This window comes from Bradyrhizobium sp. WCU1 (assembly GCF_053474805.1).
Map to the genome: position 1 here is coordinate 4,635,165 of NZ_CM130280.1, position 24,464 is coordinate 4,659,628.

At 65.4% G+C, this 24,464-nt stretch carries 18 protein-coding genes and 1 tRNA gene; 11 read left to right on the forward strand and 8 right to left on the reverse strand.

Going from position 1 to position 24,464, the window contains the following annotated elements; all coding sequences use genetic code 11:
- Window position 1 precedes the first annotated feature (1 nt).
- The gene (locus ACTUWL_RS21410) at window positions 2–1,231 is read right to left on the reverse strand and encodes a tetratricopeptide repeat protein (RefSeq protein WP_106940389.1); all 1,230 of its coding nucleotides are present in this window, start codon (window positions 1,229–1,231) and stop codon (window positions 2–4) included.
- Window positions 1,232–1,463: 232 nt separating this feature from the next.
- Here ACTUWL_RS21410 and ACTUWL_RS21415 point away from each other — a divergent pair, with 232 nt between their 5' ends.
- From ACTUWL_RS21415 to ACTUWL_RS21430, 4 genes are all read left to right on the forward strand, one after another.
- Window positions 1,464–2,969, forward strand: a complete 1,506-nt coding sequence (locus tag ACTUWL_RS21415; RefSeq protein ID WP_021078530.1) for a serine hydrolase domain-containing protein — start codon at window positions 1,464–1,466, stop codon at window positions 2,967–2,969.
- 229 nt (window positions 2,970–3,198) lie between these two features.
- The gene (locus ACTUWL_RS21420) at window positions 3,199–4,371 is read left to right on the forward strand and encodes an ABC transporter ATP-binding protein (RefSeq protein ID WP_035651072.1); all 1,173 of its coding nucleotides are present in this window, start codon (window positions 3,199–3,201) and stop codon (window positions 4,369–4,371) included.
- A complete protein-coding gene (locus ACTUWL_RS21425) occupies window positions 4,368–5,282 on the forward strand; it encodes an ABC transporter permease (RefSeq protein WP_021078528.1) in 915 nt (304 codons plus the stop codon). Before ACTUWL_RS21420 ends, ACTUWL_RS21425 begins: the two co-directional genes overlap by 4 nt.
- Window positions 5,282–6,097, forward strand: coding sequence for an ABC transporter permease (locus tag ACTUWL_RS21430; RefSeq protein ID WP_021078527.1), 816 nt, complete (start codon window positions 5,282–5,284; stop codon window positions 6,095–6,097). The genes ACTUWL_RS21425 and ACTUWL_RS21430 overlap by 1 nt, the downstream gene beginning before the upstream one ends.
- Window positions 6,098–6,115: 18 nt before the next feature.
- Here ACTUWL_RS21430 and ACTUWL_RS21435 read toward each other — a convergent pair whose 3' ends face one another.
- From ACTUWL_RS21435 to ACTUWL_RS21450, 4 genes are all read right to left on the reverse strand, one after another.
- Window positions 6,116–6,967 carry a carbohydrate ABC transporter permease gene (locus ACTUWL_RS21435; protein WP_021078526.1) on the reverse strand — a complete coding sequence of 284 codons (852 nt, stop codon included), beginning with the start codon at window positions 6,965–6,967 and terminating at the stop codon, window positions 6,116–6,118.
- A complete protein-coding gene (locus tag ACTUWL_RS21440) occupies window positions 6,964–7,833 on the reverse strand; it encodes a carbohydrate ABC transporter permease (RefSeq protein WP_021078525.1) in 870 nt (289 codons plus the stop codon). The genes ACTUWL_RS21435 and ACTUWL_RS21440 overlap by 4 nt, the downstream gene beginning before the upstream one ends.
- A 189-nt stretch (window positions 7,834–8,022) precedes the next feature.
- Window positions 8,023–9,408, reverse strand: a complete 1,386-nt coding sequence (locus ACTUWL_RS21445; RefSeq protein WP_021078524.1) for an ABC transporter substrate-binding protein — start codon at window positions 9,406–9,408, stop codon at window positions 8,023–8,025.
- Window positions 9,409–9,595: 187 nt separating this feature from the next.
- On the reverse strand, window positions 9,596–11,560 hold the full coding sequence (locus ACTUWL_RS21450) for an AsmA family protein (protein WP_021078523.1): 1,965 nt from the start codon (window positions 11,558–11,560) through the stop codon (window positions 9,596–9,598).
- Between the two features lie 244 nt (window positions 11,561–11,804).
- Here ACTUWL_RS21450 and ACTUWL_RS21455 point away from each other — a divergent pair, with 244 nt between their 5' ends.
- From ACTUWL_RS21455 to ACTUWL_RS21465, 3 genes are read left to right on the forward strand one after another with little or no spacing between them, the layout of a single operon-like run.
- Window positions 11,805–12,512: a CoA transferase subunit A gene (locus ACTUWL_RS21455; RefSeq protein WP_021078522.1), complete on the forward strand. Its 708-nt coding sequence runs from the start codon at window positions 11,805–11,807 to the stop codon at window positions 12,510–12,512.
- Between the two features lie 24 nt (window positions 12,513–12,536).
- On the forward strand, window positions 12,537–13,187 hold the full coding sequence (locus ACTUWL_RS21460; RefSeq protein ID WP_021078521.1) for a 3-oxoacid CoA-transferase subunit B: 651 nt from the start codon (window positions 12,537–12,539) through the stop codon (window positions 13,185–13,187).
- Between the two features lies 1 nt (window position 13,188).
- Window positions 13,189–13,833, forward strand: a complete 645-nt coding sequence (locus ACTUWL_RS21465) for an acyl-CoA dehydrogenase (protein WP_021078520.1) — start codon at window positions 13,189–13,191, stop codon at window positions 13,831–13,833.
- A gap of 92 nt (window positions 13,834–13,925) precedes the next feature.
- On the opposite strand, the gene ACTUWL_RS21470 is transcribed toward ACTUWL_RS21465, so the two are convergent.
- Entirely contained in the window at window positions 13,926–15,218 is a 1,293-nt protein-coding gene (locus ACTUWL_RS21470; protein ID WP_110201936.1) for an IS4 family transposase, read from the reverse strand.
- Window positions 15,219–15,816: 598 nt separating this feature from the next.
- On the opposite strand from ACTUWL_RS21470, the gene ACTUWL_RS21475 reads away from it, so the two are divergent.
- Window positions 15,817–17,514 (forward strand): vWA domain-containing protein, encoded by a 1,698-nt coding sequence (locus ACTUWL_RS21475; RefSeq protein WP_021082495.1) that lies wholly within the window; start codon window positions 15,817–15,819, stop codon window positions 17,512–17,514.
- A 72-nt stretch (window positions 17,515–17,586) separates the two neighbouring features.
- Here the strand turns inward: ACTUWL_RS21475 and ACTUWL_RS21480 are convergent, their stop codons facing one another.
- A complete protein-coding gene (locus tag ACTUWL_RS21480) occupies window positions 17,587–18,669 on the reverse strand; it encodes an ISAs1 family transposase (protein WP_106940577.1) in 1,083 nt (360 codons plus the stop codon).
- A gap of 302 nt (window positions 18,670–18,971) precedes the next feature.
- Window positions 18,972–22,700: a PAS domain-containing protein gene (locus ACTUWL_RS21485; RefSeq protein ID WP_021081809.1), complete on the reverse strand. Its 3,729-nt coding sequence runs from the start codon at window positions 22,698–22,700 to the stop codon at window positions 18,972–18,974.
- 335 nt (window positions 22,701–23,035) lie between these two features.
- On the opposite strand from ACTUWL_RS21485, the gene ACTUWL_RS21490 reads away from it, so the two are divergent.
- The 3 genes from ACTUWL_RS21490 to ACTUWL_RS21500 all read left to right on the forward strand — a co-directional run bounded on the left by ACTUWL_RS21490 (window position 23,036) and on the right by ACTUWL_RS21500 (window position 24,432).
- Entirely contained in the window at window positions 23,036–23,434 is a 399-nt protein-coding gene (locus tag ACTUWL_RS21490; protein WP_021081810.1) for a phasin family protein, read from the forward strand.
- 294 nt (window positions 23,435–23,728) lie between these two features.
- Window positions 23,729–24,166 carry a phasin gene (locus ACTUWL_RS21495; RefSeq protein ID WP_021081811.1) on the forward strand — a complete coding sequence of 146 codons (438 nt, stop codon included), beginning with the start codon at window positions 23,729–23,731 and terminating at the stop codon, window positions 24,164–24,166.
- A 189-nt stretch (window positions 24,167–24,355) separates the two neighbouring features.
- Window positions 24,356–24,432 (forward strand) — tRNA-His (locus ACTUWL_RS21500).
- Window positions 24,433–24,464 lie beyond the last annotated feature (32 nt).

Below are 24,464 nucleotides of genomic sequence, written 5' to 3' on the forward strand. Positions count from 1 at the left end.
GCTATTGCCTCGCGGCCTCCTGCGACCAGGCGAGGTCGCGCCGGGACGGACGGCGATGTAGCCGGTTCGAGATCAGCCTCGCCGCCTGCCGGCCCTGGCCGGCGCGCAGGCATGCGACGATGAAGGTGTCCTCCCACAATTCGCGTTGCGCGTGGCTGCCGCCGATCCGCACCAGTTCGGGCATCAGCGGCGCCAGGATGCGCACGGCTTTGTCATGGTCGCCGGCCGCGAAGGCCGCAACGCCCCGGCCGAGCCCGATCGCGGCGGGGCCGGGCGCCAGCTTGCCGTCGGCATCGCGCGCCGCCATCTCGGAGAGCCGCGCCTCGAGCGCATCCTTGTTGGTCGTGGCTGCGACCAGCGCGTGATGCACGTCGGCGAAATGCGCGCCGGCCTTCGGGAAATAGCCGTCGCCATAGGCGGCGACATCCTTCCAATGCGGTTCGAGGCCGGTCTTGCCGGCGACCGTGAGCCGCCACAGCAGCGAGGCCGTGTCGGTATAGATATTGAGCGGCGGATAGGGCCGGCCCGCCGGCTTGATGTGCTGCTCGTAGATGGCAAGCGCACTGTCGGCGTCGCCTTCCTCGATAGCGATCAAGGCGAGGTGCCAGGCGAGGTGGCCTTGCAGGAAGCTGGCGCGGTCGTTCGCCGGCAGCCAGGCGGAGAGGAAGCTGCGGCCTTCGGCGCCGTCACCCTGCTCGAACAGCGCATGCGCGAGCGCGTGCGCGGCACCGGCGTTCTCCGGCTTTAGCGCATAGCCGCGCTCGGTGATGGCGCGGCCCGAGACGACATCGCCGGCCTCGGTCTTCGACCAGCCGAGATAGGTGAGGAACCACCAATCGTCGCCATAGTCCTTCGCGTAACGTTCGGTGATCGCGAGCCGCGCCGCGTCATGGTCGGGCCGGCCGGAAAAAGCATAGAGGCCGAACGCGCCGAGCAGCAGCGAGAGTATCTGCGCATCGCGCGGATAGTCGCTGAGATGCTGTTCGGCCGCCGTCGTCGCCATCTTGCCCTGGCCCTCGATCACGGATGCGATGATCTCGATGTGTTGGCGCTCGCGTGGGGTGGCAGCCGCCACGAGCTGCCGGGCGTCGGCAGCCTTGGCGCGGGCCGCGGCACCCTCCATGTTGAGCTGGTGGACGCGGGCACGGCCGAGATGGGCCAACGCAAAGTCGGGATCCTCGGCGATCGCCGCCTCGAACGCTGCGTCGGCGCCGTGCAGTGCCGCCAGCATCCGATCGACGCCGTCGACATAATACGCGGCGGCGCGGTCCGAGGTGGTCGTCAGCGGCAGGCCGTAGCGGTCGCAAATCATCGGTTGTCCTCCCGCGTTTGGCCGTGAAGTTTAGGGCATGTCCTCATAAAGGCAACGAGCCGCTTCGGGGTTTACGCCTGCTTGGCCCTCAACAGCATCGCAAAAGCTGATATCGCTGGATGGTCCGAGCTGGGCCAACAGGAGACGTCCTATGAGAACGCGTTGGCGGGACTCCAAAAGAAAATACTTCAATAAGCGTTCCGCCAAGCTTCCGTTAATGAGTATTGTGCTGCGATCAGATCAAGCTCGCAGCGCGTGGGATCCAATGTATATCCGCCAGATCGTTTTCGCCGTCGTGCTGGTCGGCACTCTGGTTCGGTTCGGGCCTGCCACAGCTGGAGATGGCTTTCCAGCAGCGGAGTGGGAGCGCGTCACCCCTGCAGAATTGGGCTGGTCAGAGACCGAATTGGCCCAAGCGCGATCCTTTTCGGATCAGATTCGCTCGAGCGCGGTTGTGATCGTTCAGCACGGAAAGGTCGTGGCCGAGTGGGGCAATACGACGAAGCCAATGGAGCTCGCTTCCATCCGCAAGAGCGTGCTCAGCGCCCTGATCGGCATCGCCGTGTCGGATCACCTGATCAACCCCAACAGCACCCTTGGCGAACTCGGCATCGACGATAATCCGCCTGGTTTAACGGAAATCGAGAAGGGCGCGACGGTGCGCGAGCTCCTCGAAGCGCGTTCCGGGGTCTACCACCCGGCGCTCTATGAGACGCCGGACATGGCCAGGAGGAGACCGCCGCGCGGCAGCCACCCGCCCGGTACCTTCTGGTTTTACAACAATTGGGACTTCAACGCGCTAGGCACGATCTACGAGCACGCAACCGGCACCGGCCTCTTCGAGGCACTCGACCAGAGGATCGCAAAGCCGATCGGCATGCAAGACTACCGCCCACAGGACGGCAGCTACGTTCGCGGCGAAGCGTCCATCCACCCTGCCTATGAGACCCGCATGAGTGCACGGGACCTGGCGCGCTTTGCCCTACTCTATCTGCGCAAAGGCAATTGGGCCGGTCACCAAGTCGTGCCGCAGACGTGGGTGGAAGATAGCACGCGCAGCTATTCGAGAGCGGATCTCGGGATGGGCTATGGCTATCTCTGGTGGATCGGTTTTATGGGCGGTGACGTTGCGCCCACGGTGATTTTGCCCGCGGGCAGCTATTTGGCCCAAGGCCAGGGTGGCCAATACGCCCTAATCGTGCCCGCGCTCGACCTCGTCGTGGTGCATCGTGTCGACCGCGACGCGCCGTACGTCGAACCTTCTTTCCGGAGTATGGCCAGGCTCTTCTGGCTGATCTTGAAGGCCTCGGGCTATGATCCGGGGCCCGATGCCTCGCTCACCGCGGCAAGCGGCGAAAGACCGACAGGTGAGACCCTGGCCGCAAAATTCAAGGGCAAGACGATCAGCTTTGGTCCGAAGCTCAAGAATGGTCCGTTATCTATGCGATTCGAGCCCGACGGCAGGATGACTTATCCGCACTGGGACGAGTCCTTTGGACCTGCAACCGGGACATGGGCAGTTGCGGAGGATAAGCTCTGTATCTTGATCTCGTCTGCTAGACGTCGTTGCTACATTCCAGTGCTGAACGGTGAGCAGATTGAGTTGTTCGACCAGCTTGGCGTCATGCAAATCGACGGGGTGGCGCTGCCTCAGTGATCTGCATGCAGCAATCGGCGCGCGATGCCGTTCAGGGTCACAAGCAGTAAGGTTCGGACTGTGCAATGCCTTCCGGTTTGTGCCTCAAAGCCGACGCAACGCATTGAGAGCCCGCCCCTGCAGAGGCGCAGACGCCGACAATATTGCGGGAGATGTCCGTGAGGCGGTTGAGCCGGTGGCGATCCGCCGCTAGCTTGCCGCCAGGATTGGACCTTATGGGGAATCGGGGCTGACGGACGTGATAGCAGGCGAAGCGACTGCGGAGGCGGCGAGGCCGTTGCCTGAACCGGCCGTCCCGGACATGCCGCTGCTGCGGATCGAGGGCGTCGCCAAGTCGTTCGGGAATTTCCGCGCGGTCGACCAGCTCTCGCTCGACATCCGCGCCGGCGAGTTCTTCGCGCTGCTCGGGCCGAGCGGCTGCGGCAAGACCACGCTGCTGCGCATGCTCGCCGGCTTCGAGACGCCGGATGAGGGCCGCATCCTGCTCGGCGGCAGCGACATCGCCCAGGTGCTGCCGCACGAGCGCCCCGTCAACATGATGTTCCAAAACTACGCGCTGTTTCCGCATCTCGCGGTGCGCGACAACATCGCATTCGGCTTGAAGCGCGCCGGCATGACGCGCAAGGATATCGCCACCCGCGTTGCGGAGATGGTGGCGCTGGTCAAGCTCGAAGGGCTCGAGAAGCGCAAGCCGGATCAGCTCTCCGGCGGACAGCGGCAGCGCGTTGCGCTGGCGCGCTCGCTGGCGCGCCGGCCGCAGGTGCTGCTGCTCGACGAGCCGCTCGCCGCGCTCGACAAGAAGCTGCGCGAGAGCACGCAAGGCGAGCTGATGGAGCTGCAGCGCCGGCTCGGTATGACCTTCATCATCGTCACCCACGACCAGGAGGAGGCGATGACGATGGCCGGCCGGATCGGCGTGATGGATGCCGGCCGGCTGGTGCAGGTCGCGACCCCGCGCAATCTCTACGAGGCGCCGGCCTCGCGCTGGATCGCCGAATTCGTCGGCGACATCAATCTGTTCAACGGCCAGGTTGCCGGCCGCGACCACGGCCGCCTGACGGTTTCGACCGCGGAAGCGGGCACGCTCGCGGTCAGCGAGTTGTGGCCGCCGGTGACCAAGGAGGTCGTCAGTGTCGCGATCCGCCCCGAGAAGGTGAAGCTGTCGCGTCGTGCGCCGGCCTTGGATGACGGCGGCTCGCATGTGATCAACCGGCTGGAGGGCGTCGTTGCCGACGTCAATTATCTCGGCGGCGTGACCAGCTACCGTGTCAAGCTGGAAACCGGCGCGGTGCTGCGCGCGTCGATGGCCAACACCGCGCGGCTCGATGTCGACGCCTACCTCGCCGGCCAGCGGGTGGTGGCGTGGTTCACCGCCGACGATTGCCTGGTGCTGGAGCAATGAGCGCGCGCCGCATCTTCGCCCGCCCGGCACGGCTCGCCGCGATCGCGCCCTATCTCTGGATGGTGCTGTTCTTCCTGGTGCCGTTCGGTTTCGTGCTGAAGATCAGCCTGTCGCAGACCGCGATCGCGCAGCCGCCCTATACGCCGGTGTTCGACTTCGCCGAGGGCCGGGCGGCATTGGCTGCCGCGTTTGCGCAGCTGTCGTTCGACAATTTCCGCCTGCTGCTGCAGGACAATCTCTACATCCTGTCCTATCTGCGCAGCCTCGTCGTGGCGGTGACCTCGACCTTGATCCTGCTGCTGATCGGCTATCCCATTGCCTACGGCATGGCACGGCTGCCGCAGCGCTGGCGGGGTGTGGCGATGATGCTGGTAATCGTGCCGTTCTGGACCTCGTTTTTGATCCGCATCTATGCCTGGATCAACATCCTGCAGCATGACGGCCTGCTCAACCAGGTGCTGCTCGCGCTGCACATTGTTTCCGCGCGGGTGGTCTGGCTGTCGACCGACAGCGCGATGTATCTCGGCATCGTCTATTCCTATCTGCCCTTCATGATCCTGCCGCTCTATGCGACGCTGTCGAAGATGGATTCCTCGCTGCTCGAGGCGGCGGGCGATCTCGGCGCCTCGCCACGGCAGGCGTTCTGGCTGGTGACGTTCCCGCTGTCGCTGCCCGGCGTCGGTGCCGGCGCGCTGCTCTGCTTCATTCCGATCGTCGGCGAGTTCGTGATCCCCGACCTGCTCGCCGGCTCCAACTCGCTGATGATCGGGCAGACGCTGTGGCTCGAATTCTTCACCAACAAGGATTGGCCGGTGGCGTCGGCCGCAGCGGTCGCGCTGTTGCTGCTGCTGGTGCCGCCGCTCGTGCTCTATGACCGCCTGCAACGTCGCCAACTCGAGGCTGGCAGCTGATGGCGCGGGCTGCGACCAGACTGACACGCTTCAACATGACCTCGCTGGCGCTTGGGATGGCGTTCCTCTATCTGCCGATCGTCATCCTGGTGATCTACTCGTTCAACGCCTCGCGGCTGGTGACGGTGTGGGGCGGCTGGTCGCTGCGCTGGTACCGAGAGTTCTTCAATGACCGCGCCATGCTGGAGGCGGCGTGGATGAGCCTGTCGGTTGCGGCGGTCTCGGCGACGCTGGCGACCCTGCTGGGCACGCTGGCGGCGGTCGGGCTGGCGCGGGGCGAGCGGTTCCGCGGGCGGGCGCTGTTCTCCGGCATGCTGTATTCGCCGCTGGTCATGCCCGAGGTGATCTCCGGCCTGTCGCTGCTGCTGCTGTTCGTGGCGCTCAATGCCGAGCGCGGCTTCTGGACGGTGACGATCGCGCACACCACGCTGACGATGTGCTTCGTCACCGTCGTGGTGCAGTCGCGCCTCTCGGCGCTCGACCGCAGCCTGGAGGAGGCCGCCATGGACCTCGGCTGCGATCCGGTGCGCGCGTTCGTTTTGGTGACGCTGCCGTTGATCGTGCCTGCGATCGTGGCGGGGTGGATGCTCGCCTTCACGCTGTCGCTCGACGACGTCGTGATCGCGAGCTTCACCACCGGCCCCGGCTCGGCGACCTTGCCGATCCGGATCTACTCGGAAGTGCGGCTCGGCGTGAAGCCCGAGATCAACGCGATCTGCACGCTGGTGATCGCGCTGATCGCCGCGATCATCGTACTCGCCTCGTTCGCCTCGAAACTGTCGAGCGCGCGCGGCGAGAGCGCCGCGCCGCTTTGAGGGATTACGACTTGGGCCTCAGGACTTGACCGCTCCTGCCGTCAGCCCGCCGACCATGTAGCGCTTGAAGGCGTAATAGACCGCGGCCGGCGGCAATGCGTAGATGAAGCCGGTGGTCATCAAGAGCTCCCACGGCGAATCGTCGGCGGCGAGGAAGTTGCCGAGCGCGACCGGCAGCGTGATGTCGGTGTCCTTCGAGAGCAGCAGAAACGCGTAGAGATATTCGTTCCAGGCGAGCAGGATCGCATAGGTGCCGACCGCGACCAGCGAGGGCATCATCAGCGGCACATAGACCAGGCGGAACAGCTGCAGCGTGGTGGCGCCGTCCATCGTCGCGGCTTCATCCAGTTCGACCGGCAGCTTGTCGGAGGCCTGCTTCAGCACCCAGATCGCGTAGGGCGCGGCGATCGTCACCATCGCCAGGATCAGCGACCAGTGATTGTTCAAGAGGCCATAGGTGCCCATGGTGCGGTACATCGGCACGGCAAGGAATGCCGCCGGGATGAAGTAGGTGAACAGCGCCATGTTCATCACGGCGCGGCCGCCCGGCACCCGCAGCCGCGAGATCGAGAACGCGGCTGCGGTCGCGACGAACAGCGTCAGCGCGCCGACCGCGAGCGCGATCACGGTCGAATTCCAGAACTGGATCCAGAAGTCGCGCAGGAAGTAATGCTGCTGGTGGAACACGATCGAGAAATTATGCAGCGTCGGATGATCAGGCCACAGCTTGCCGGTGAACGCGTCCTCCTTCGGCGAGATCGCGAACACGAACATGTGGTAGATCGGGATCATGGTCCAGATGAAGACCGGGATGCCGATCAGCAGCAGCTTGGCCTCGGTGCCGACTTCGCGGAGGGTGGGCAGCTTCATCGCGACAACCGTTTCATCATGTAATAGACCAGCGGCAGCACGAACGGCATGGCGCAGACGATCGAGGCCATCGCCAGCGACAGCTGGTCGAGCCTGAGATAGCGGATGCCGAGCGTCGACAGCACATGGGTGAGGTCGGCCGGCCCGCCGCCGGTGAGCAGATAGACGCTGTTGAAGTCGCCGAGCGTCCAGATCATCGAGAGCAGCGTGCAGGTGATGTAGAGCGTCTGCATCGACGGCCAGGTGATGTAGCGGAATTTCTGCCACCAATTGGCGCCGTCGACGTCGGAGGCCTCATACAGGTCGTGCGAGATGGCGAGCCGCCCGGTCAAAAGGATCAACGTCCAGAACGGCAGCGACTTCCAGATGTGGACGCCGATCGCCATCGCCAGCGCGACCGCAGGATCGTTCAGCCAGTTTGGACCGTCGTCGCCGGTGAATTTGAAGATCAGCTGGTTGACCACGCCCCATTCCGGATTGAGCATGAAGCGTACCGAGAGAATGGTCGGGATCGACGGCACCGCCCAGGGCAGGATGAAGATCACCGACAGCCACCTGATCCACGGCCGCTGCTGGGCGAAGAAGCCGGACAGGAACAGCGCGATCAGCATCTTGATGTTGATGCCGATGACCAGGAAGATCAGCGTGTTGACCGCGGCGCGGGCGAAGATCGGGTCATGATACAGCGCGACGTAGCTCGACGGATGCCGTGCCAGCCACAGGCCGTAGCCGACCGGATAAACCACGAAGGCGAGGAAGACGAGAAGATAGGGCGCGAGCAGCGCGATGCCCCAGACCTGCGGCGGCGACAGCCGCGCCGACAGCGGCGGCGAGGGGGCATCGGATGCGGAGAGTGTGATCGCCATTCGGTTACTCTTGGAGCAGGATGCCGCCTACGTCGTCCCGGCGAAGGCCGGGACCCATCACCACCGGCCGTCGTTGTTGCACGAAAGCCGATGACCAACTCGCTCTCAAATGACTGCCGCGGCGTATGGGTCCCGGCTTTCGCCGGGACGACGCGGAGCAAGTATCGGCAGTGCTGGTCATCGTTTGCATCATCCCGCCACTTGCTTGATGCGGGCGATCAGTTCGTCGACGGCCTTGTCCACCGGCACCTTCTCGCTGACGACGCGGTTCATGGCCTTGGCCCAGACGTTCTCGTTGTTCAGGATGGTGAACTTCCAGTTCTTGGTGAAGTCGAACGGCGTGGTGCCGCCGGTGAACTGGTTCCACACCGCCTTGCGGTGCCGGTCGGCCTGCCAGAACGGGCTCGCCTGGCTCGCCTTGGTTACCGGGAACCAGCGGCCGAGCGCGCCCTCGACATAGGGCCGCACATTGTCTTCCTGCATCAGGAAGGCGATGAACTGCTTGCCTTCGGCCTTGTTCTTGGCGTTGGCGAAGATCAGCCCGGTCTTGACGTCGGAACGGTACTTGATGGTCGAGCCGTCCGGCGCCTTGGGGAAGGACGCCGTGATGATGTCCTGCTCATAGGCCTGCTTGCCTGCGGCGCGCTGCGCGTCGGTCAGCGCCGGGTTGGTGGAATCCTCGAACCACTTCGCCGCGATCGAGATCGTGAAATTGTGGGTCATCACGATCGTCTTGTTGTGGAAGGCGACGTTGTTGTCCGGATCCTTCCAGGTCGTCGAGGACGGCGGCGTGCAGCCCTTGATGTAGGTGTCGGTGTAGTCCTTCAGCGCGTGGATCAAGCCGTCGCGCACCTTGGGATCGTCGACCAGGAGCTTGCCGTCGTCGTCGACCAGCTTGACGTGGTAGGCGTCCATGAAGGTGTAGAACGACTGGAACGAGTCGGTGGATTCCACGCCCATCGGCTGGCCGACGCCGTAGATGCGCTGGCCGGTCGCCTTGCGGATCGCCGGCTGCACCTTGTCGCACCAGAACGTCCAGTAATCTTCCCACTTGGTCGGGATGTCGGCGGCCTTGAAGCCGGCTTTCTCCAGCATGTCGCCCCAGATCTGGACGTGCATGCTCTGCTGCTTCAGCGGGAAGCCGTAATAGGACTTCTTCTTGGCGACGTCGTTGTAGAGCAGCGCCGCTTCCAGCGTGTTCGGCGCGAAGGCGTCCTTCATCGGCAGCATGATGTCGGAGAGATCCTCGAGCTTGCCCTCATAGGCCCACTTGCCCTGGGCCTGCACGTCGTAGGTGTCGGAATAGGCGACGTCGGGCACGGTGCCGGAATCCAGCGCGGCGACCGTCTTCGGAATCATGTCCTGGATCGCGTATTGCGACAGTTCGACCTTGATGCCGGTCTTGGCTTCGAATTTCTTGATCGTCTCGAGCAGCGCGTCGTCTTCGGATTTGTAAAATCCCTTGCCCCACCAGACGGTGATCGTATTGCCCTGGGCCAGAGCGGGTGCAGTTGCGGCAAACAGGCCGACCGCAGCGACCGCAATCGATAGCGCACCGATAACCTTGGATCTCACGTTGTTCTCCCTCTTGCGGCCGGTTTTTTTAACCGGTTGGAGAAAACACTAGCGCATGCCCGTGACCCGATAAAGATGCCGGATCGACGACTTCTGTAGGGGTGCACGATGAAGGCTAAGGATCAGTCCCGGTGCATCCATGCGGAAAGTGAATGGATCGATCAGTTCGGCTTCTCAGTTCGGCCAGTCAGTTCGACTTGGCGTTCTCGGCCGCCGTCGCCGCTCCGTTGCCGGGCGCGCCGGCAGCCGCATCGGGCGCGGCGGCGGGCCGCGCGGCTCCGCCGGTGAAGCGCTCGATCACGGAGCGCACCGCATCGCGCGTCTTGCGATCCTTGACCGCGTCGAGCAGCGGGGCGGATGCCGGCGAGCGGCGGATCAGGCTTTCCGGATCGGGGAAGATCAAGGGATCGTCCCATGGGCCCTGGATCACGAAGGGCAGATCGAACGCATTGCCGCCGGCTGCCGCCGAGGTCAGGCTGGCGACGCCCTTGAGATCGTACTCGCGCGACGGCACCGAGGCGGTGCCGGTCAGCGTGATCTTCGCCGCGGGACTCTCGACATGGATGTCGTCGGCGGTGGCAACGCCGTCGGCGAATTTCACCGAGATGTTGAGATTGTCGTAGGGCGTCGAGCCGGAGCGGAAATTGCCGCCGCCGGACAGCGGGCGCTTCTCCAGCCGCCGCAACAGCTGCTCGACATTGAAGCCCGCGATCGCGCCGTCATGCCCGTTCAGCGTGGCGGTGCCGTCCAGCGACGATGCGAGCCCGAACGGGCTGGAGCCCGAGGCCGTCAGCGAGACGTTGAGGTTGCCGCGTCCGGAGAGCTTGCTGATGCCGAACAGCTCGCTGGCGCAGGCCTGCAAATCGACATCAGTGAACTGGAATTGCGCCCTGACGTCGGCGACCGCATCGGAGCGCGCGATCGCGAACGAACCCTTGGCGATGCCGCCATACATCTGCGCCTCGCCGACGCTGAGCGCGAGCGCGCCGCCGCGCAGATTGGCGCCGAACGCGGTGCGGCCGAGCTTCGACGGGCCGACCGTGACCTTGGCCGCCGACAGGCGCATGTCGAGATCGGTCGACGACAGCGAGGACAGGTCGAACAGCTGCCTGTTCCAGTCGCGCTGACCGCTGGCGAGCAGGCGGAAGGTCGAGATGTAGGGCGTGAAATCGAGATTGCCGGCGGCAAGCGTCGCCTGCAGCGTCTGCCGGCCGTTATTGGCGTAGGTCATCACGCCCTCGGCGACATTGCCGTCGAGCTCGACGTTGACGTTGGTGAGCGCGACCGAGCCGCCGACCACGTTGGCGCGGGCCTTCAGCGCGAAGCGGCCGAAGCCGCCACCGCCGCCGGGCGGCGCCTGTCCCATCCAGCGCAGCGCGTTGCGCAGCGACGGTGAGTCCATGGTGGCGGTGCCTTCCATCATCAGGCTGGTGCGGTTGGCGACGGTTCCGTCGAACGCAACCTTGAGCGGCGCGCTGGCCAGCCGGGCCTTGAGGCCGGAACGGTCGCCCGACAGCAGCGCGACGAAATCGCTGGCGCTGATCGAGCCGTCGACGCGCTCGCCGCGCCAGTCGAACTGGCCGGTTGCGGCAAAGGAGCGCGAGATCGACGGCCAGGCCAGCGACAGGTCGATATCGCCGAGCTGTTCGGAGATGCTGTTGGTGCCGTCCTCGTAATTCAGCTCGCCGTCCTGGATCCGGATTTCCGAGAATGACACCTGGTTTTCGGCCCCTGGTGTCATCGCCTTGGCGATGGTCTCGACGAAGGGGGTCCAGTTGCTGTCGCCGGCCGCGTCGCGGACCACACGGATATGCGGGCGGAGCATCATGACGTCGGCGATTTCGAACCGCCGCAGCAACAGCGGCAGCAGCCGCAGATTGGCGGTCAGCACGTCGACCTGCAAAGCGGGACCGGCGGTATCGGCGCCCTTCAGCCCGACATTGTGAAAGGAGACGTAGCTGCCCGGAAACACCGAAACATCGATCGGCCCGTTGACGACGAGCTCGAGCCCGGTCACGGCACGAATCTGCGCCTCGACCGCGCGCTGCAGCGCGTCCCGGTTGAGGAACCACGACGTTCCGACCAGCCCGACCAGCGCCAGGCCGAGAAGCGCCGCGATCGGCATCCCCAGGCGCTTAATTCCTTGGGCCATCGTCAATGACATATCCGGGTCGGGTTGAGGTTTGTCGGGTCGTTGTCGAACACAGCGGGCGCTCGCCGGAGGCCCCTGCCAACCCACGCAACTTGAAGGGTTTTCTTGACGCTTTCAAGGCCATGTTGCCGCCGCAGGCTGCCGCCCGTCGCCGCACGGGGCCGTGATTGACGCATTGCGAAGATTTCGCCTAATAATCCGCTTTGCCAAAGCCGTTCCGCGCCCTCCATCAGGTATTCGCTGCATGAACAAAGTTTATCCCGACGCCAAATCGGCACTCGATGGTCTCCTCAAGGACGGCATCATGATCATGTCGGGAGGCTTTGGCCTTTGCGGCATCGCCGAGACCCTGTCGGACGCGATCCGCGATTCCGGCGTCAAGGGCCTGACGGTCGTGTCAAACAATGCCGGCGTCGACGGCATCGGCCTCAGCCGACTGCTGGAGACGCGCCAGATCAAGAAGATGATCTCGTCCTATGTCGGCGAGAACAAGCTGTTCGCCCAGCAATATCTCGCCGGCGAGCTGGAGCTCGAGTTCAACCCGCAGGGCACGCTGGCAGAGCGCATCCGCGCCGGCGGCGCCGGAATTCCGGCCTTCTACACCAAGACCGGCGTCGGCACGCTGATCGCCGAAGGCAAGGAAGTGAAGGAATTCGACGGCGAGAAGTACATCATGGAGCGCGGCCTGTTCGCCGACGTCGCCATCGTCCATGCCTGGAAGGGCGACACCGCCGGCAACCTGGTCTACCGCAAGACCGCGCGCAACTTTAACCCGATGATGGCGACCGCCGCGAAGGTCACCGTCGCCGAGGTCGAGCATCTGGTGCCGGCCGGCGAGATCGACCCGGACCACATCCACACGCCCGGCATCTTCGTCAAACGCATCATCGAGGTCGGCACGGGCAAGAAGCGGATCGAATTCCGCAACACCCGTCCGCGGCCCGCCGCCTAAATCAGACCTTTTCAGGAGAGCCTCATGGCCTGGACCCGTGAACAGATGGCCGCCCGCGCCGCCAAGGAGCTGCGCGACGGCTATTACGTCAATCTCGGCATCGGCATCCCGACGCTGGTCTCGAACTACATCCCCGACGGCGTCGACGTGAACCTGCAGAGCGAGAACGGCATGCTTGGCATGGGTCCGTTCCCTTACGAGGACGAGGTCGATGCCGACCTCATCAACGCCGGCAAGCAGACCGTGAGCGAGCTGCCCTCGACCAGCTATTTCTCCTCGGCCGAGTCGTTCGGCATGGTGCGCGGCGGCCATATCGACCTGTCGATCCTCGGCGCCATGCAGGTGGCGCAGAACGGCGACCTCGCCAACTGGATGATCCCCGGCAAGATGGTGAAGGGCATGGGTGGCGCCATGGACCTCGTCGCCGGCGTCAAGCGCGTCGTCGTCGTGATGGAGCATTCCGCGAAGGACGGCCCCAAGCTGCTCAAGCAGTGCAATCTGCCGCTGACCGGCGAGCGCGTGGTCGACATGGTCGTGACCGACCTCGCGGTGTTCACCATCGACAAGCACGGCAAGGATGGCATGGCGCTGATCGAGCTCGCCGACGGCGTCACGCTCGACGAGGTCAAGGCCAAGACCGAGGCGGAATTCCGCGTCGCGCTGAAGAACACCTGAGATGAGCGGCGCGGGACGATCCTCGATCCGTCCCGCACGCTCCGACGATGCCGGCTTCATCGCCCGTGTCGTGCTGGCCGCGCAGCGCGGCCCGGTGCCGCGCGGCTGGTTCGACATCGCGCTCGATCGGCCGGAGGGAGAGTGCCTGGCGTTCATGACGCGGCTCGCCGTTGCGCGCGCGAGATCATGGTACCACGTCGCCCATTTCCTGATTGCTGAGGTCGATGGCGTCCCCGCTGCCGCGCTGTGCGCGATGCCTGCGTCCGGGACGGTCGTCGCAGCCCGCGCGGCGATCGAGGAAGTCGCGGCAGAGACCGGCATGGATGCCGATGCCATCGTCGCGCGCGGCGGCTATGCCCGTAACTGCTGGGTGCAGGGCGGCGAGGGTGACTGGCTGATCGAGCATGTCGCCAGGCAAGCGTCGCAACACAGCCGTGGTCTGGTGCAGGAGCTGATCGGCCGCGCGCTCGCCGACGGCAAGGCGGCAGGTTTCGCGCGGGCGTCGATCTCGTTCCTGATCGGCAACGACGCGGCCGAACGCTGCTACACCAAGGCGGGTTTCGCCTTCGCCGAAGAGAAGCGCGACGCCGCCTTCGAAGCGCTGACCGGCGCACCGGGCTTTCGCAGGTTTGCGCGGGCGATTTGAGTGGGGGCGGCTAACGCGCCACACATCCAAGCCGTGGTTGTTGATGGTGTGGTACGCCTGTGCCCAATGGTGCTGTCGTCCCGGCGAAGGCCCTAGGGCATGCACAGATCTCTGAGGGACCATCCAGCGGCTGCGGCGTGGAAGTATTGCAGGCCGTGTTTCATAGTGATGGGGCCCGGCGGTTTGGACGATGGATAGCCGTCCCAGCCGCCGAGCCGGCCGATAATCCAGGCGGCCCAAGCGAGGCTGTCAGGCGGGTGCGGGTTTCTCAGCCGCTTGCTTTGGGCTTCGAGGTTGCGATTGAGGGCGGCAAGTGTAGCGACTTCCCCAGCATTGAAGGCAATTCGGACAGACTGGTTGTCGCGACCATCGCGCGCCTGCACAAGCTGAAGGGAGATGACTGCCGCCTTGGCCGCGATCGCGACCAGCTTGAGAAGCCGCTCGGCGGTCCCGATCTGACTGTCTTCGAGCTTGAGGCCTTGTGTCTTCAAGATGCGGAAGAACTGCTCGATCAGCCACCGCCGCTTGTACCATTCGATAATGCGCCAGGCCTCTTCTGCATTCGTCACCGGATGCGTGGTGAGCAGCCGCCAGTGCAGCGGCTCGATCCCGGCCTGCGGCTCGATCTCGCGCACATCGACCAGGATCAAGGGTAGGCTTTTCGGCAGATGGCGCAGGAACTTGGTTTGCGGTCGGGCCAGTTCGACGGCGCCGAAGCGCAGATCGAGAAGCGCAGCCCGCTCAGGCCGTTGTGCTCGCGCAGGCAATACGATGGTCCGTTGTTCGATGCTGGTCATGGCCTCGCTGGCCGCATACAGGCCACAGCCATCCGCCAGCTTGCGATCATGCATGCTCCGGGCAATGACGTGGAACTGGTGTTCTGCGGCGCAGGCGTAGAGCGCGAAGATGTCGCTCTCGCGGTCGCCCAGCATGGTCACCATCGCAGCCTTCGCCAACAGCGGCTTGGCTGCCAGAGCGGTCGCGATCCAGCGTTGCGATTCTTTGTCCTTCAGATCGCGATTGTCGTGCGAGACGGTGCGGCGGCCCTGGCGGGTCCAGATCTCGCCGTGCAACAGGCCAAGGCAGCAGCCGCTTTCCGCGTCTGCGGCCAGCATCGGGTGCAGCAACACCCCGCGGGTGTTGCCATGACCGATCTCGCCCAAGCCACGCCGGTTTTGTGCCTTGGTGGCAAAATTGATCTCGCTGGTATCCTGGATCGCCAGCACATGGCGGCCTTCGGCCGCCATTACCGTACCATCGCTCCAGCTTTCGATTATCCGCGTCGTCGTCACCTTGGCATTGCCGAGAAAGCGGTTGAAGCGCACCTCCCGGGCACGCATGCCTCCTGCCAGCCGTCGCAGGCAGACATCCTTGCCCGCGACCATGCATTCGACGAGCGCCGCCCCCCTTTATCGAGGCGGAGATCCCCGAACCGACCTAATGACCAGTCAATTTGCGCCAGCATGTCGACACCTCCGCCAAAGCCGAAGTGCCGCAATATGAATCACACGAAATACCGATTCGGGAATCCCCACCCAACTAGATGTGTGCATGCCCTAGGGCGAAGGCCGGGACCCATAACCACAGGGTAGCGTTGTTGAAACACAGGCTGCGGCCCCAGCGACGCGCAACAATCGAGATTTGGGGTAAAGGGTCCCGGCCTTCGCCGGGACGACGATGAAGATAGTTCTTGCTTCAAGCTATCGCACCTGCGGAAGCAATCCAATTGTCATCCGTGTGTCGCGTCAGGCCAAACGCGTGTCGCTATAGTCCAAGTGTCCGGACGCGAGTTGCGCTATCTCAACCCCTTCAGGCGCCCGGTTGCTCGCGCATCGAAATCGCGTGGATTAAGTACACCAGCCGTCAAAAGACAAAATCCAAAACAAGGGGACTGCTGAAGTTGCACGCGGGTGATCCTTCGACACTCCGTGCCACCGCAGCCGTCTCCGCCCTCCGATTGTCTCCATCATCGAGGATCGATCCGTGATCAAGATTCTTCGCCGCTCGTTCGTTGCCGGTATGCTGTCGCTTGGCCTGGCGTTGCTGTCACTTCACGGCGCCGAGGCGCAGGCACAGGGCACCGACACCATTCTCGTGCTCGATGCATCCGGCTCGATGTGGGGCCTGGTCGACGGGCAGAGCAAGATCTCCGCTGCGCGCCAGGCGGTCGATGCGATCCTGTCGAAATGGAATCCGGCCGATCGTCTCGGCGTCATGGTCTACGGCCATCGCTCGAAGGGCGACTGCAAGGACATCGAGCTGATGGTGCCGGTCAGCACGTTCGATCCGGTGAGGATCAAGGCTGCGATCGACGGCGTCAACCCGAAAGGCAAGACCCCGATCTCGGATTCACTGCGTGCGGCCGCAGAGGCGCTGCACTCGACCGAGAACAAGGCCAACGTGATCCTGGTCTCCGACGGGATCGAGACCTGCGCGCCCGATCCGTGCGCGGCGGCTGCCGAGTTGAAGAAGGCCGGCATCGGCTTCACCGCCCATGTGATCGGCCTTGACGTCGCCGATCCCGCGGCGAAGAGCCAGTTGCAATGCATCGCGCGCGCGACCGGCGGGGTCTATCTCGATGCCGGCAACGCCGCGAGCCTGACCGGCGCGCTGACCAAGGCGGTGGCGGCGACGCAAGGCACCAGGGTCGCCAGCGAGGCGCCGCCGAAGCCGGCGGCGGCCGATCCCTATCTCGGCAAGAACCTTCGCGGCGTCGCGCGGCTCGCCGAAGGGCTCGATCCGATCAGCGACGAGGACGTCAATTGGGGCATCTTCAAGCGCGCCGGCGACGAGAAGGGCGAGCACGTCAACACCTTCTACGGTGCGCCGTTCGCCGACAATATCGCGCCCGGCGATTACATCGTCGAGGTGACCTACCGGCAGCTCAAGCGCGAGTTTCCGCTCAAGGTCGAGAAGGGCAAACCGGCTGCGCTCGACGTCATCCTCGATGCCGGCTACGTCACCAGCGAAGGCGCGATGGCCGGCGGTGTGGGCAAGGTCGACGACGTGGTCTGGCAGGTCACCGACAAGGGCGGCAAGGTGGTTGCGCAGGAGTACGACGCGGTGCCGCGCTTCGTGCTCGCCGCCGGCAATTACACGCTGACGCTGACCAAGGGCCAGTCGAAGACCAGCAAGCCGTTCACGGTCGCCGCCGGCGATTCCAGCAACGTGCAGCTGACGATCGATGTCGGCAAGCTGATCGTCACCACCACCTATGCGGAAGGCGGGCCCAAGGTCGAGAAGGACCTCGTGGTCGCGGTCCACCAGCCTGCGAAGCCCGACGGCGACGAGGGCGACAAGGTCGCGCAGGAGTACGATCCCGAATCGAAGTTCGATCTGCCCGGCGGCAGCTACGAGGTGAAGGTGACGGTCGGCGAGGCGAGGGGCACCGCGAGCACGGAAGTGAAGTCCGGCGCGCCGACCCGGGTCACGGTCAATCTCAATGCCGGCGTGGTCGGGATCAAGACCGACAGTGCCCAGCAGATCGACATCTACAGCGCCGAGCGCGACCTCAACGACGAGCGCAAGCACGTCGCGGTGAACTATGAGGCGACCTACAACGTCGCGCTCAACGCCGGCGACTATGTCGCGGTCGCGACCTATGCCGACGGCCAGAAGGTCGAAAAGCCGTTCACCATCGCCGCCGGCAAGCGCCAGACGGTGGAGATCAAGCAGCCGTAAGGCGCGGCGCGTCGGCGTCGTGCATGTGAGGTGAGCACCCTCTTCAGGCTCCCTCCCCCCTTGCGGGTAGGGCTATCGCATATGGGCCAGGACGGTGAGAAGGAAGTCGTTGCTCCATCTTGCCTGGAGCATTTTGTGGCTGGTCCGCGCTGGACCTGGCGTGGCTTGCAGGGCGTTGATGGCGAGCTTGCGGATGACGGCAAGGTTCTCCGGGGCGTGGTCCTTGCGGCTGCGGCAAGCGTCCTCGTCGAACAGAACGTCGAGAACCCAGTGCAGGTTGTTCTCGATGCTCCAGTGGGCGCGGACGACGTCGAGCAGCTTCTTGGCTGGCAGCCGCCGCGAAGCCAGAAAGTATCGGGCCGTCCGCTTGGCAGGCTTGCCGGCAGTTGCGCGCCAGCTGTCGATGCGGCCGACCGCGACGATAGCGGGGAAGCCATGTTGCTTCGCCAATTGCGGTGCCGGCACGATGATGGCTTGCCGGCGCTCGATGCGATCGTGGGCGGCGGTTCTTCGCTGGCTTGCTCGCGCAGGCCGTCGGGCGGTGTCGAGCAACGCCTTGGCGGCCTTGAAGAGCCGGCCGCGATTGCTCTTGATGGCCAGAACGTAGTGGCCCTTCCGGTCGCGGATGGCTTGCGCGACATCGGGCCGGCAATGCAAGGCGTCGGCAGTGACAAGAGCGCCGTCCAGATCGAGCGAGGCGAGGACTTCGAGAACGCCGGCAACCTCGTTGCGATTGGGGGCCTTCCTTTGAGCCAGCGCCATGCGTGTGCCTGCCGCCCAGACATTGACCATATGCAGCGGTGTGGATTGCCGCCCACGCATGAAGGCGCCGCGCAACGCCTTGCCGTCGATGCTGACCACGCCCTTGATGCCGAAGCCCTTGCTGAGCTTGCGCAAAATCGCTTCCAACCCCTTCGGGTCCAGAGCACGGAAGACGTTGCTGAACGTATCGTGGCTGGGGATGCCGGATCTGAGCTCCAGGAACCGCTGCAACAGCTCCTCTCGGCCTTTGCCGAAGAACTCGAACTCGGTGCAGGTCTTGGCGCCGGCCAGTGTCGCCGCCAAGGCGATGACGATGATCTCCACCAGATCGTGCCGCACGTTGCTGGCGCGGGGGTCCTTGAGTGGTCGAAGCAGGCGCTTGAGTTGGCGCATTCTGGTCTCCCTCGGGAAGCGAGAGACACCCAAAGAATCCAGTTCCAACCGCTTGGCAACACCCCTCCATCGCCATATGCGATTCCCCTACCCTTGCGGGGGAGGGTGGGGAGAGGGGTGCGCCCCGGGCGAGATGATCGTCGTGAGCGTCGCTTTCGCAACCATGCGCCGCGGGCGTTGAAGCTTGTTGAATGAAGAGGCCGTGCCGTGTGGCTACCCCTCTCCCCAACCCTCCCCCGCAAGGGGGGAGGGAGCCCTTCCGCCAGTGCGTCCCTTACGCGGAACGTCGCATAGCGTATTCCTCACGCCGTCGCGGCGGCGTGGGCGAAGGTCACCTCGATCAGGGTGCCGGTGCGGCCGCCGGTCCTGATCTGGAATTTGGCGCGGTTGGCTTCGACCAGCGCCTTGGTCAGCGACAGGCTGACGCCGCCGGAGCCGGCCTGGTCGGACGGCGTCGGCGCGCGGAACGGTTCCAGCGCCGCGGCGACCTCGTTGTCGTTGAGGCTCTGGCCGGTGTCGCGCACCCGCAGCATCACCTCGCCGAAATCCGACAGCGCGGTCGAGACGATCACCTGGCCGCCGGCATTGGCGAGATGGATCGAGTTGCCGATCAGGTTCAGCGTGATCTGGCGCAACGCGCGGGCATCGGCGACGACCGGCGGCAGGGTGTGCGCGAGCGAGGTGCGGATGATGATGCGCTCGCGGTTGGCCTGCGGCTGCATCACCGCGACGCAGCTCTCCACCATCTCGTTGAGGTTCTGGCTGGTGAAGGCGAGGTCGAGCTTGCCGGTCTCGATCCGCGACAGATCCAGCAGGTCGTTGACGATGGCGATCACCCGCTCGCCGGAGGCGCGGATGTCCTTCATGTATTCGACATAGCGCTCGTTGCCGAGCGTGCCGAAGCGTTCGCCGATCATCACCTCGGCGAAGCCGATAATGGCGTTGAGCGGCGTGCGCAGCTCGTGGCTGATCCGCGCCAGCATGTCGGTCTTGGCGTTGGCCGCACGTTCGGCGAGCCGCCGCGCCTCGCGCAGTTCGCTCTCGTTCTTCCTGGTCTGTGACAGGTCGCGGAACACGGCAAAGAAGTTCGGGCCGTCGGCGCGGGTACGGCCCATCGTCACCGACAGCGGGATGATGCCGCCCTGGCGGACGCGGCCGAGCGTCTCGCGCCCATGGTCGAGCAGGCTGGCGACGCCGGAAGATTTCACGCTCGCGAGATAGTCGAAGATGCCGTGCCGGCTCTCCGGTGCGAACAGGTCGGCGAGATTGTGCATGACGAGCTCGTCGCCGTCATAGCCGAACAGCGCCTCGGCGCTACGGTTGCAGGAATGGATCTGGCCCTCGGCATCGAACATGATGATACCCTCGGCCGCGGTGTCGAGGATGGCGCCGAGCTCCTCAGCGTCGGCGTGGCCGGCCTGCGGCGGCGCCGGCGCGAGCACAGGCTCCGCGGCCGCTGCCTCCGGCTCCGGATCAGATGACGCGGCCGCGACCGCGGTGTCCTCGTCGAGCGTGCGCGAGAAGATCAGCGCCAGTGCCGAATCGTCGTCCCAGGTGATGGTGTGCAGCCGCGCCTCCGCGGACACCTGCTCGGTGTCGCCGTTCTGGTTGGCGGAGATCGTCACCGGCGTGCCGGTGCCGGAGGTGCTGCTCGCCTGCGAGACGCCGGGCTCGACATAGAGCGCGTCGAGTCCGCCGGCGGCTTCCAGGGCGTGCAGGCTGTCATGGCCCATGCGCGCGAGGAACGCGTGGTTGGCATAGAGCAGGCGGTCGAGCCGGTAGATCAGGATGCCGACCGGCAGCAAATCGAGCAGCGCGCGGTCGCGGCGGGAATAGGCGCTCGGCGCGGGCCCGGCGGCGGCGAGCCAGCCGGCCTTCGGCGTGTCGGCCGGCGTCTCCGGTTGCGCGACCGTCTCCGGCTGCACGTCGGCCTGCTGCAGCGCTTCGAGCGCGGGCGGCGCTTCGGCAACCGGCGCGATCGGGGCGCTCTCGTTCGTCGTCGCGGTGAGGCCGGCCTCGCTCTCGAGCCGCGCCGACAATTGCCGCGCGAGCTCGTTGAAGGCGTTGTTCTCGACCGGCGTCAGCGACGGCGGCCTGGTGTCGCCGGCGGGGCGGAACGGCACCACATTCGGTGGCGGGTCGTGACGCACGTCGTGCGTTTCCTCGTTCGTTTCCACGGCGTGATCCGGATCGGCTTGGTGTGAAGGCTCTGTTGCGACTGGTTCGGTCAATTCCTCGGGTGGTGCACTCGCGGTCGTATCGGGCGGCGGCTCCGCGTGCGGCGGAGGATTTTCGGGCGGCAACGCGGCGGGCCCGGGCGGCGCATCGACGCGTGGCGCCGGCGTGACACCGGCGGACAGCGATCGCGGCGCGATCGAGCCGCTGAAGAACTCATAGCGGCGCAATGCAGCGAGTCGCGCAAGGCCGTCGAGGTCGCGACACACACCAAAGCCGCGATAGCCGGCGAAATTCCGGTTCCTGTCGAACACCGGCAAGCCGGACAATTCGACCGGCAGCCGGCCGCCGCCATCGACCGGCCAGTGCAGCGTGATGCCGCTCCAGGTGTCGTGGCTGGCGAACGCCTTGAGGACGCGGCCCTCCGGATCGAGGCCGAAGGCCTCGGCGATATCGCTCCAGAGCCGGCCGAAGCCTGCCGCGGTGTGCAGGCCGATCAGGCGGGTGAATTCGTCGGAGCCGAGCGAGAAGCGGGCCTCGTGGTCCATCTGCCACATGAAGCGCAGCGGATGTCGCCGCACCGGCAAGGGCTCGTCGAGCCAGGATGGCGGCGGCACCGGCGCCTGCGACGCGGGCTCCGGTTCGGCGGCGGGCGGCGCAGCGGGCGCATCCGCGATCGCATAGGGCGAGGGCGCGGCATCGGCCGGCGGCGCCGATGGTTCCGGAGCCGGCGCGCTTGCCGTCCGTTCGAGATCGGGCGCGGTCTCCGGATGCGTTTCGGCTGGCTCCTCGATGAGCGCTTCCGACAGCGGCTCCTCGACGGCGGGGCTCTCGTCGGGCGTGGTATCGAACGGCGTGGTCTCGGCGGACACTGTCTCGACGTGCGTCGGTTCCGCCGGCGCGTGAGATGCCGCAACGTCCGAGGTCCCGGATGCAGCCGCGCTGATCACCGGCTCGACTGCGGTGGTTTCTTCCGCCGGCGGGTCCAGCGCATCGAACAGCGTGAAGCTCGCGGGCGCCGCATCGATCTCTGCAGGAGTCTCGTGATGCGTTGCCTCGTGATGCGCCACTCGCGGTTCGACCATGGCAGGTGCCGGCGCCACGGCCGCAGCCTCCTGCGGCGTGGCTGCGGCGGCTTCCGTTGCAGCCACCTCCGGCGCAACCGGCTCAGGCATGATCGGCGCCGCGGGTTTGGCCGCGACAGCGGGCGCCGGCTTGATCAACGCGATCAGCGCGCGATCGGCGCCGTGGCCGATCCGCTGCAGCACGACGCGGCCGATCGCGACGCTCGCCGCCGCGCGGCCCTGCGCCAGTGCCTCGCCGCGCGCCGCATCGAGGCCGGCTTCGCTGAGATCGTGCAGGCCGGGCAGCGAACGCGCCGCCTCATTGGCTGCGATCAACAATCCGTCGCCGGTGAAGGCGGCGGCCGGACGCTCCAGTCCCTGCACCAGCCGCTGCAAGCGCTCGGCGAGCGGCATGCCGCGGCCGCCAGCATTGAACGCGGTCATCAGGATGCCGTGGCTGCCGTCGGATAGCTCGATGCGCCTGCAGCCGCAGGTCGCCAGCATGCCGGGCGGCGCGCCGAAGCCGCGCAGCCGCTCCAGCCGCACCGCGCCGCCCGCGCCAAGATTGGAGCCGAGCCGCGCGACCTGGCGGCGATGCGGATCGGCCGGACCGAAAGTGCGCTTCGCCAATTCGGCGCCGTTGGCGGCACCGAATACCTGCGCGCCGACCGGATTGGCCCAGCGGATCCGTGCGCCGTCGGCCGACCACAGCCATGCCGGCAGGGCTGCCGTCGCATGGTCCGCCAGCCTCACATCGCCGAGCGCCTGGATCTGGAATTCAGCGTCACTCATCACGCAAGATTTGACCGCATAGGTTTGGCTTTCTTCCTCGCATTGCCGAAGGCCGGCAGCCGCAGGACGACAGCCTTAACAGAAGGTTAGTATCGCAAGCGGGGAGCGGCAGGTCCATGTCCGCCGCGAGAGTGCCCCCGCCAAAGGCTGGATAACGTTAACTTGGCTGAACGATCCACAGCCGTTTCGCGTTGTCCCGCAGAACCTGCTGTGACAGCGTGAAGCGGAACCAGGGCGGTGCCGCGTCACACCTGCTATCGCAGTGTACCGATATAAGCTGCCGGGCGCCTGCGGGGCCAACCGGCGGGCCGATCACCAAGCGAGGGAGAGCGACCATGAGCGACAACGGGCGTGACCATTTCGAGATCCCCAAATTCGAGATTCCCAAGGACATGCGGTCGATGGCGGAGGCGAGCTTCGATCAGGCGCGCAAGGCGTTCGAGCAGTTCGTGACCAACGCGCGGGATACCGCCGGCAAGATCGAGGAGCGCAACGCCACGATGCGCGCCGGCGCCAAGGACGTCTCCGCCAAGGCGCTGTCCTATGCCGAAAAGAACGTGCAGTCGTCGCTCAACTACGCCCAGTCGCTGCTCAAGGCCAAGGACCTCACCGAGGTGATGCGGCTGCACAGCGAATATGTGCAGGGCCAGATGCGCGCGCTCGCCGAGCAGGCCAGCGAAATGGGCCAGGCGGTCAGCCGTGCCGCGATGGATGCGGTGAAGCCCAAGAGCTGAGCTGAAGAGAGCTGACCGGGCCGCCGATCCGGGGCGGCCGCGGCAGGCCCAACCCGGGTCGGGCGCGGTAACCCTATATTCCGCCTTATAAAAAATGTGGCGCCGCACGCGATCTTACGTTGCGTTGCACAAAATTGACATGATATGGGTGTTTATTAGGCGCGCCCGACGAAGGGCACTCCCGTGAATCAAGGCAGCGTGATCCATTTCAACGCTCCCGGCCTGCTGGCTCCGGGACGTCCGCAATGGTCACATCTAGTTCCATCTAGTCACCCGTTGCGAAGGATTACACGTATGACCAACCCGTCCGATCCGTTTTCCGCCTCGATCATCCCGTTCGAGGTTCCCGAGCAGGTTCGCGCGTTCGCCGAGAAGGGCGTGCTGCAGGCTCGCGACAGCTACGCCAAGTTCAAGGACGCTGCCGAGACCCACAACTCGACCGTCGAGGCCGTCTTCACCTCGATCAACAAGGGAGCCACTGCGTATTCGGCCAAGCTGATCGAGTTCTTCAAGGCCAACACCACCTCCTCGCTCGACTTCGCCCAGGAGCTGTTCACCGTGAAGTCGCCGACCGAAGCCGTCGAGCTGTGGACCTCGCACGCCCGCAAGCAGTTCGAGACCTACACCGCGCAGGCCAAGGAACTGGCCGAACTCGGCCAGAAGGTCGCCAGCGAGACCGCCGAGCCGATCAAGGCCAGCGCCGCGAAGTTCACCCAGCAGCCGGCCGCCTGATCTTTGGCCCGCAGGACTTGAGCGAAGGCCCGGGCCGAAGCGGTCCGGGCCTTTTTGCTGGACGAGGGCCGTCGAACGGCCCGAGATAAGAGCGGAAATCAGCGTGTTACGGCCTTGCCAAAGCGCGGCGTTGCACCTAGTTTCCGCCGAAATCGCCGCCCCCCTTTTTGCGGGGCCGCGCGCCAGGATGCAGTTGTAGCTCAGTTGGTTAGAGCGCCTGTCTGTGGAACAGGAGGTCGGTGGTTCGAGCCCACCCAACTGTACCAATCGGATCAATCGCCAGGACCCGATCGTCTCT

Bases quoted from the DNA above. Each gene is read 5' to 3' on its own strand.
- ACTUWL_RS21485 (WP_021081809.1), bottom strand. From the start codon at position 22,700: ATGAGTGACGCTGAATTCCAGATCCAGGCGCTCGGCGATGTGAGGCTG.
- ACTUWL_RS21465 (WP_021078520.1), top strand. From the start codon at position 13,189: ATGAGCGGCGCGGGACGATCCTCGATCCGTCCCGCACGCTCCGACGAT.
- ACTUWL_RS21450 (WP_021078523.1), bottom strand. From the start codon at position 11,560: ATGGCCCAAGGAATTAAGCGCCTGGGGATGCCGATCGCGGCGCTTCTC.
- ACTUWL_RS21415 (WP_021078530.1), top strand. From the start codon at position 1,464: ATGAGAACGCGTTGGCGGGACTCCAAAAGAAAATACTTCAATAAGCGT.
- ACTUWL_RS21410 (WP_106940389.1), bottom strand. From the start codon at position 1,231: ATGCTGGCGGCACTGCACGGCGCCGACGCAGCGTTCGAGGCGGCGATC.
- ACTUWL_RS21470 (WP_110201936.1), bottom strand. From the start codon at position 15,218: ATGGTCGCGGGCAAGGATGTCTGCCTGCGACGGCTGGCAGGAGGCATG.
- ACTUWL_RS21495 (WP_021081811.1), top strand. From the start codon at position 23,729: ATGACCAACCCGTCCGATCCGTTTTCCGCCTCGATCATCCCGTTCGAG.
- ACTUWL_RS21460 (WP_021078521.1), top strand. From the start codon at position 12,537: ATGGCCTGGACCCGTGAACAGATGGCCGCCCGCGCCGCCAAGGAGCTG.
- ACTUWL_RS21425 (WP_021078528.1), top strand. From the start codon at position 4,368: ATGAGCGCGCGCCGCATCTTCGCCCGCCCGGCACGGCTCGCCGCGATC.
- ACTUWL_RS21430 (WP_021078527.1), top strand. From the start codon at position 5,282: ATGGCGCGGGCTGCGACCAGACTGACACGCTTCAACATGACCTCGCTG.
- ACTUWL_RS21480 (WP_106940577.1), bottom strand. From the start codon at position 18,669: ATGCGCCAACTCAAGCGCCTGCTTCGACCACTCAAGGACCCCCGCGCC.
- ACTUWL_RS21440 (WP_021078525.1), bottom strand. From the start codon at position 7,833: ATGGCGATCACACTCTCCGCATCCGATGCCCCCTCGCCGCCGCTGTCG.
- ACTUWL_RS21490 (WP_021081810.1), top strand. From the start codon at position 23,036: ATGAGCGACAACGGGCGTGACCATTTCGAGATCCCCAAATTCGAGATT.
- ACTUWL_RS21435 (WP_021078526.1), bottom strand. From the start codon at position 6,967: ATGAAGCTGCCCACCCTCCGCGAAGTCGGCACCGAGGCCAAGCTGCTG.
- ACTUWL_RS21455 (WP_021078522.1), top strand. From the start codon at position 11,805: ATGAACAAAGTTTATCCCGACGCCAAATCGGCACTCGATGGTCTCCTC.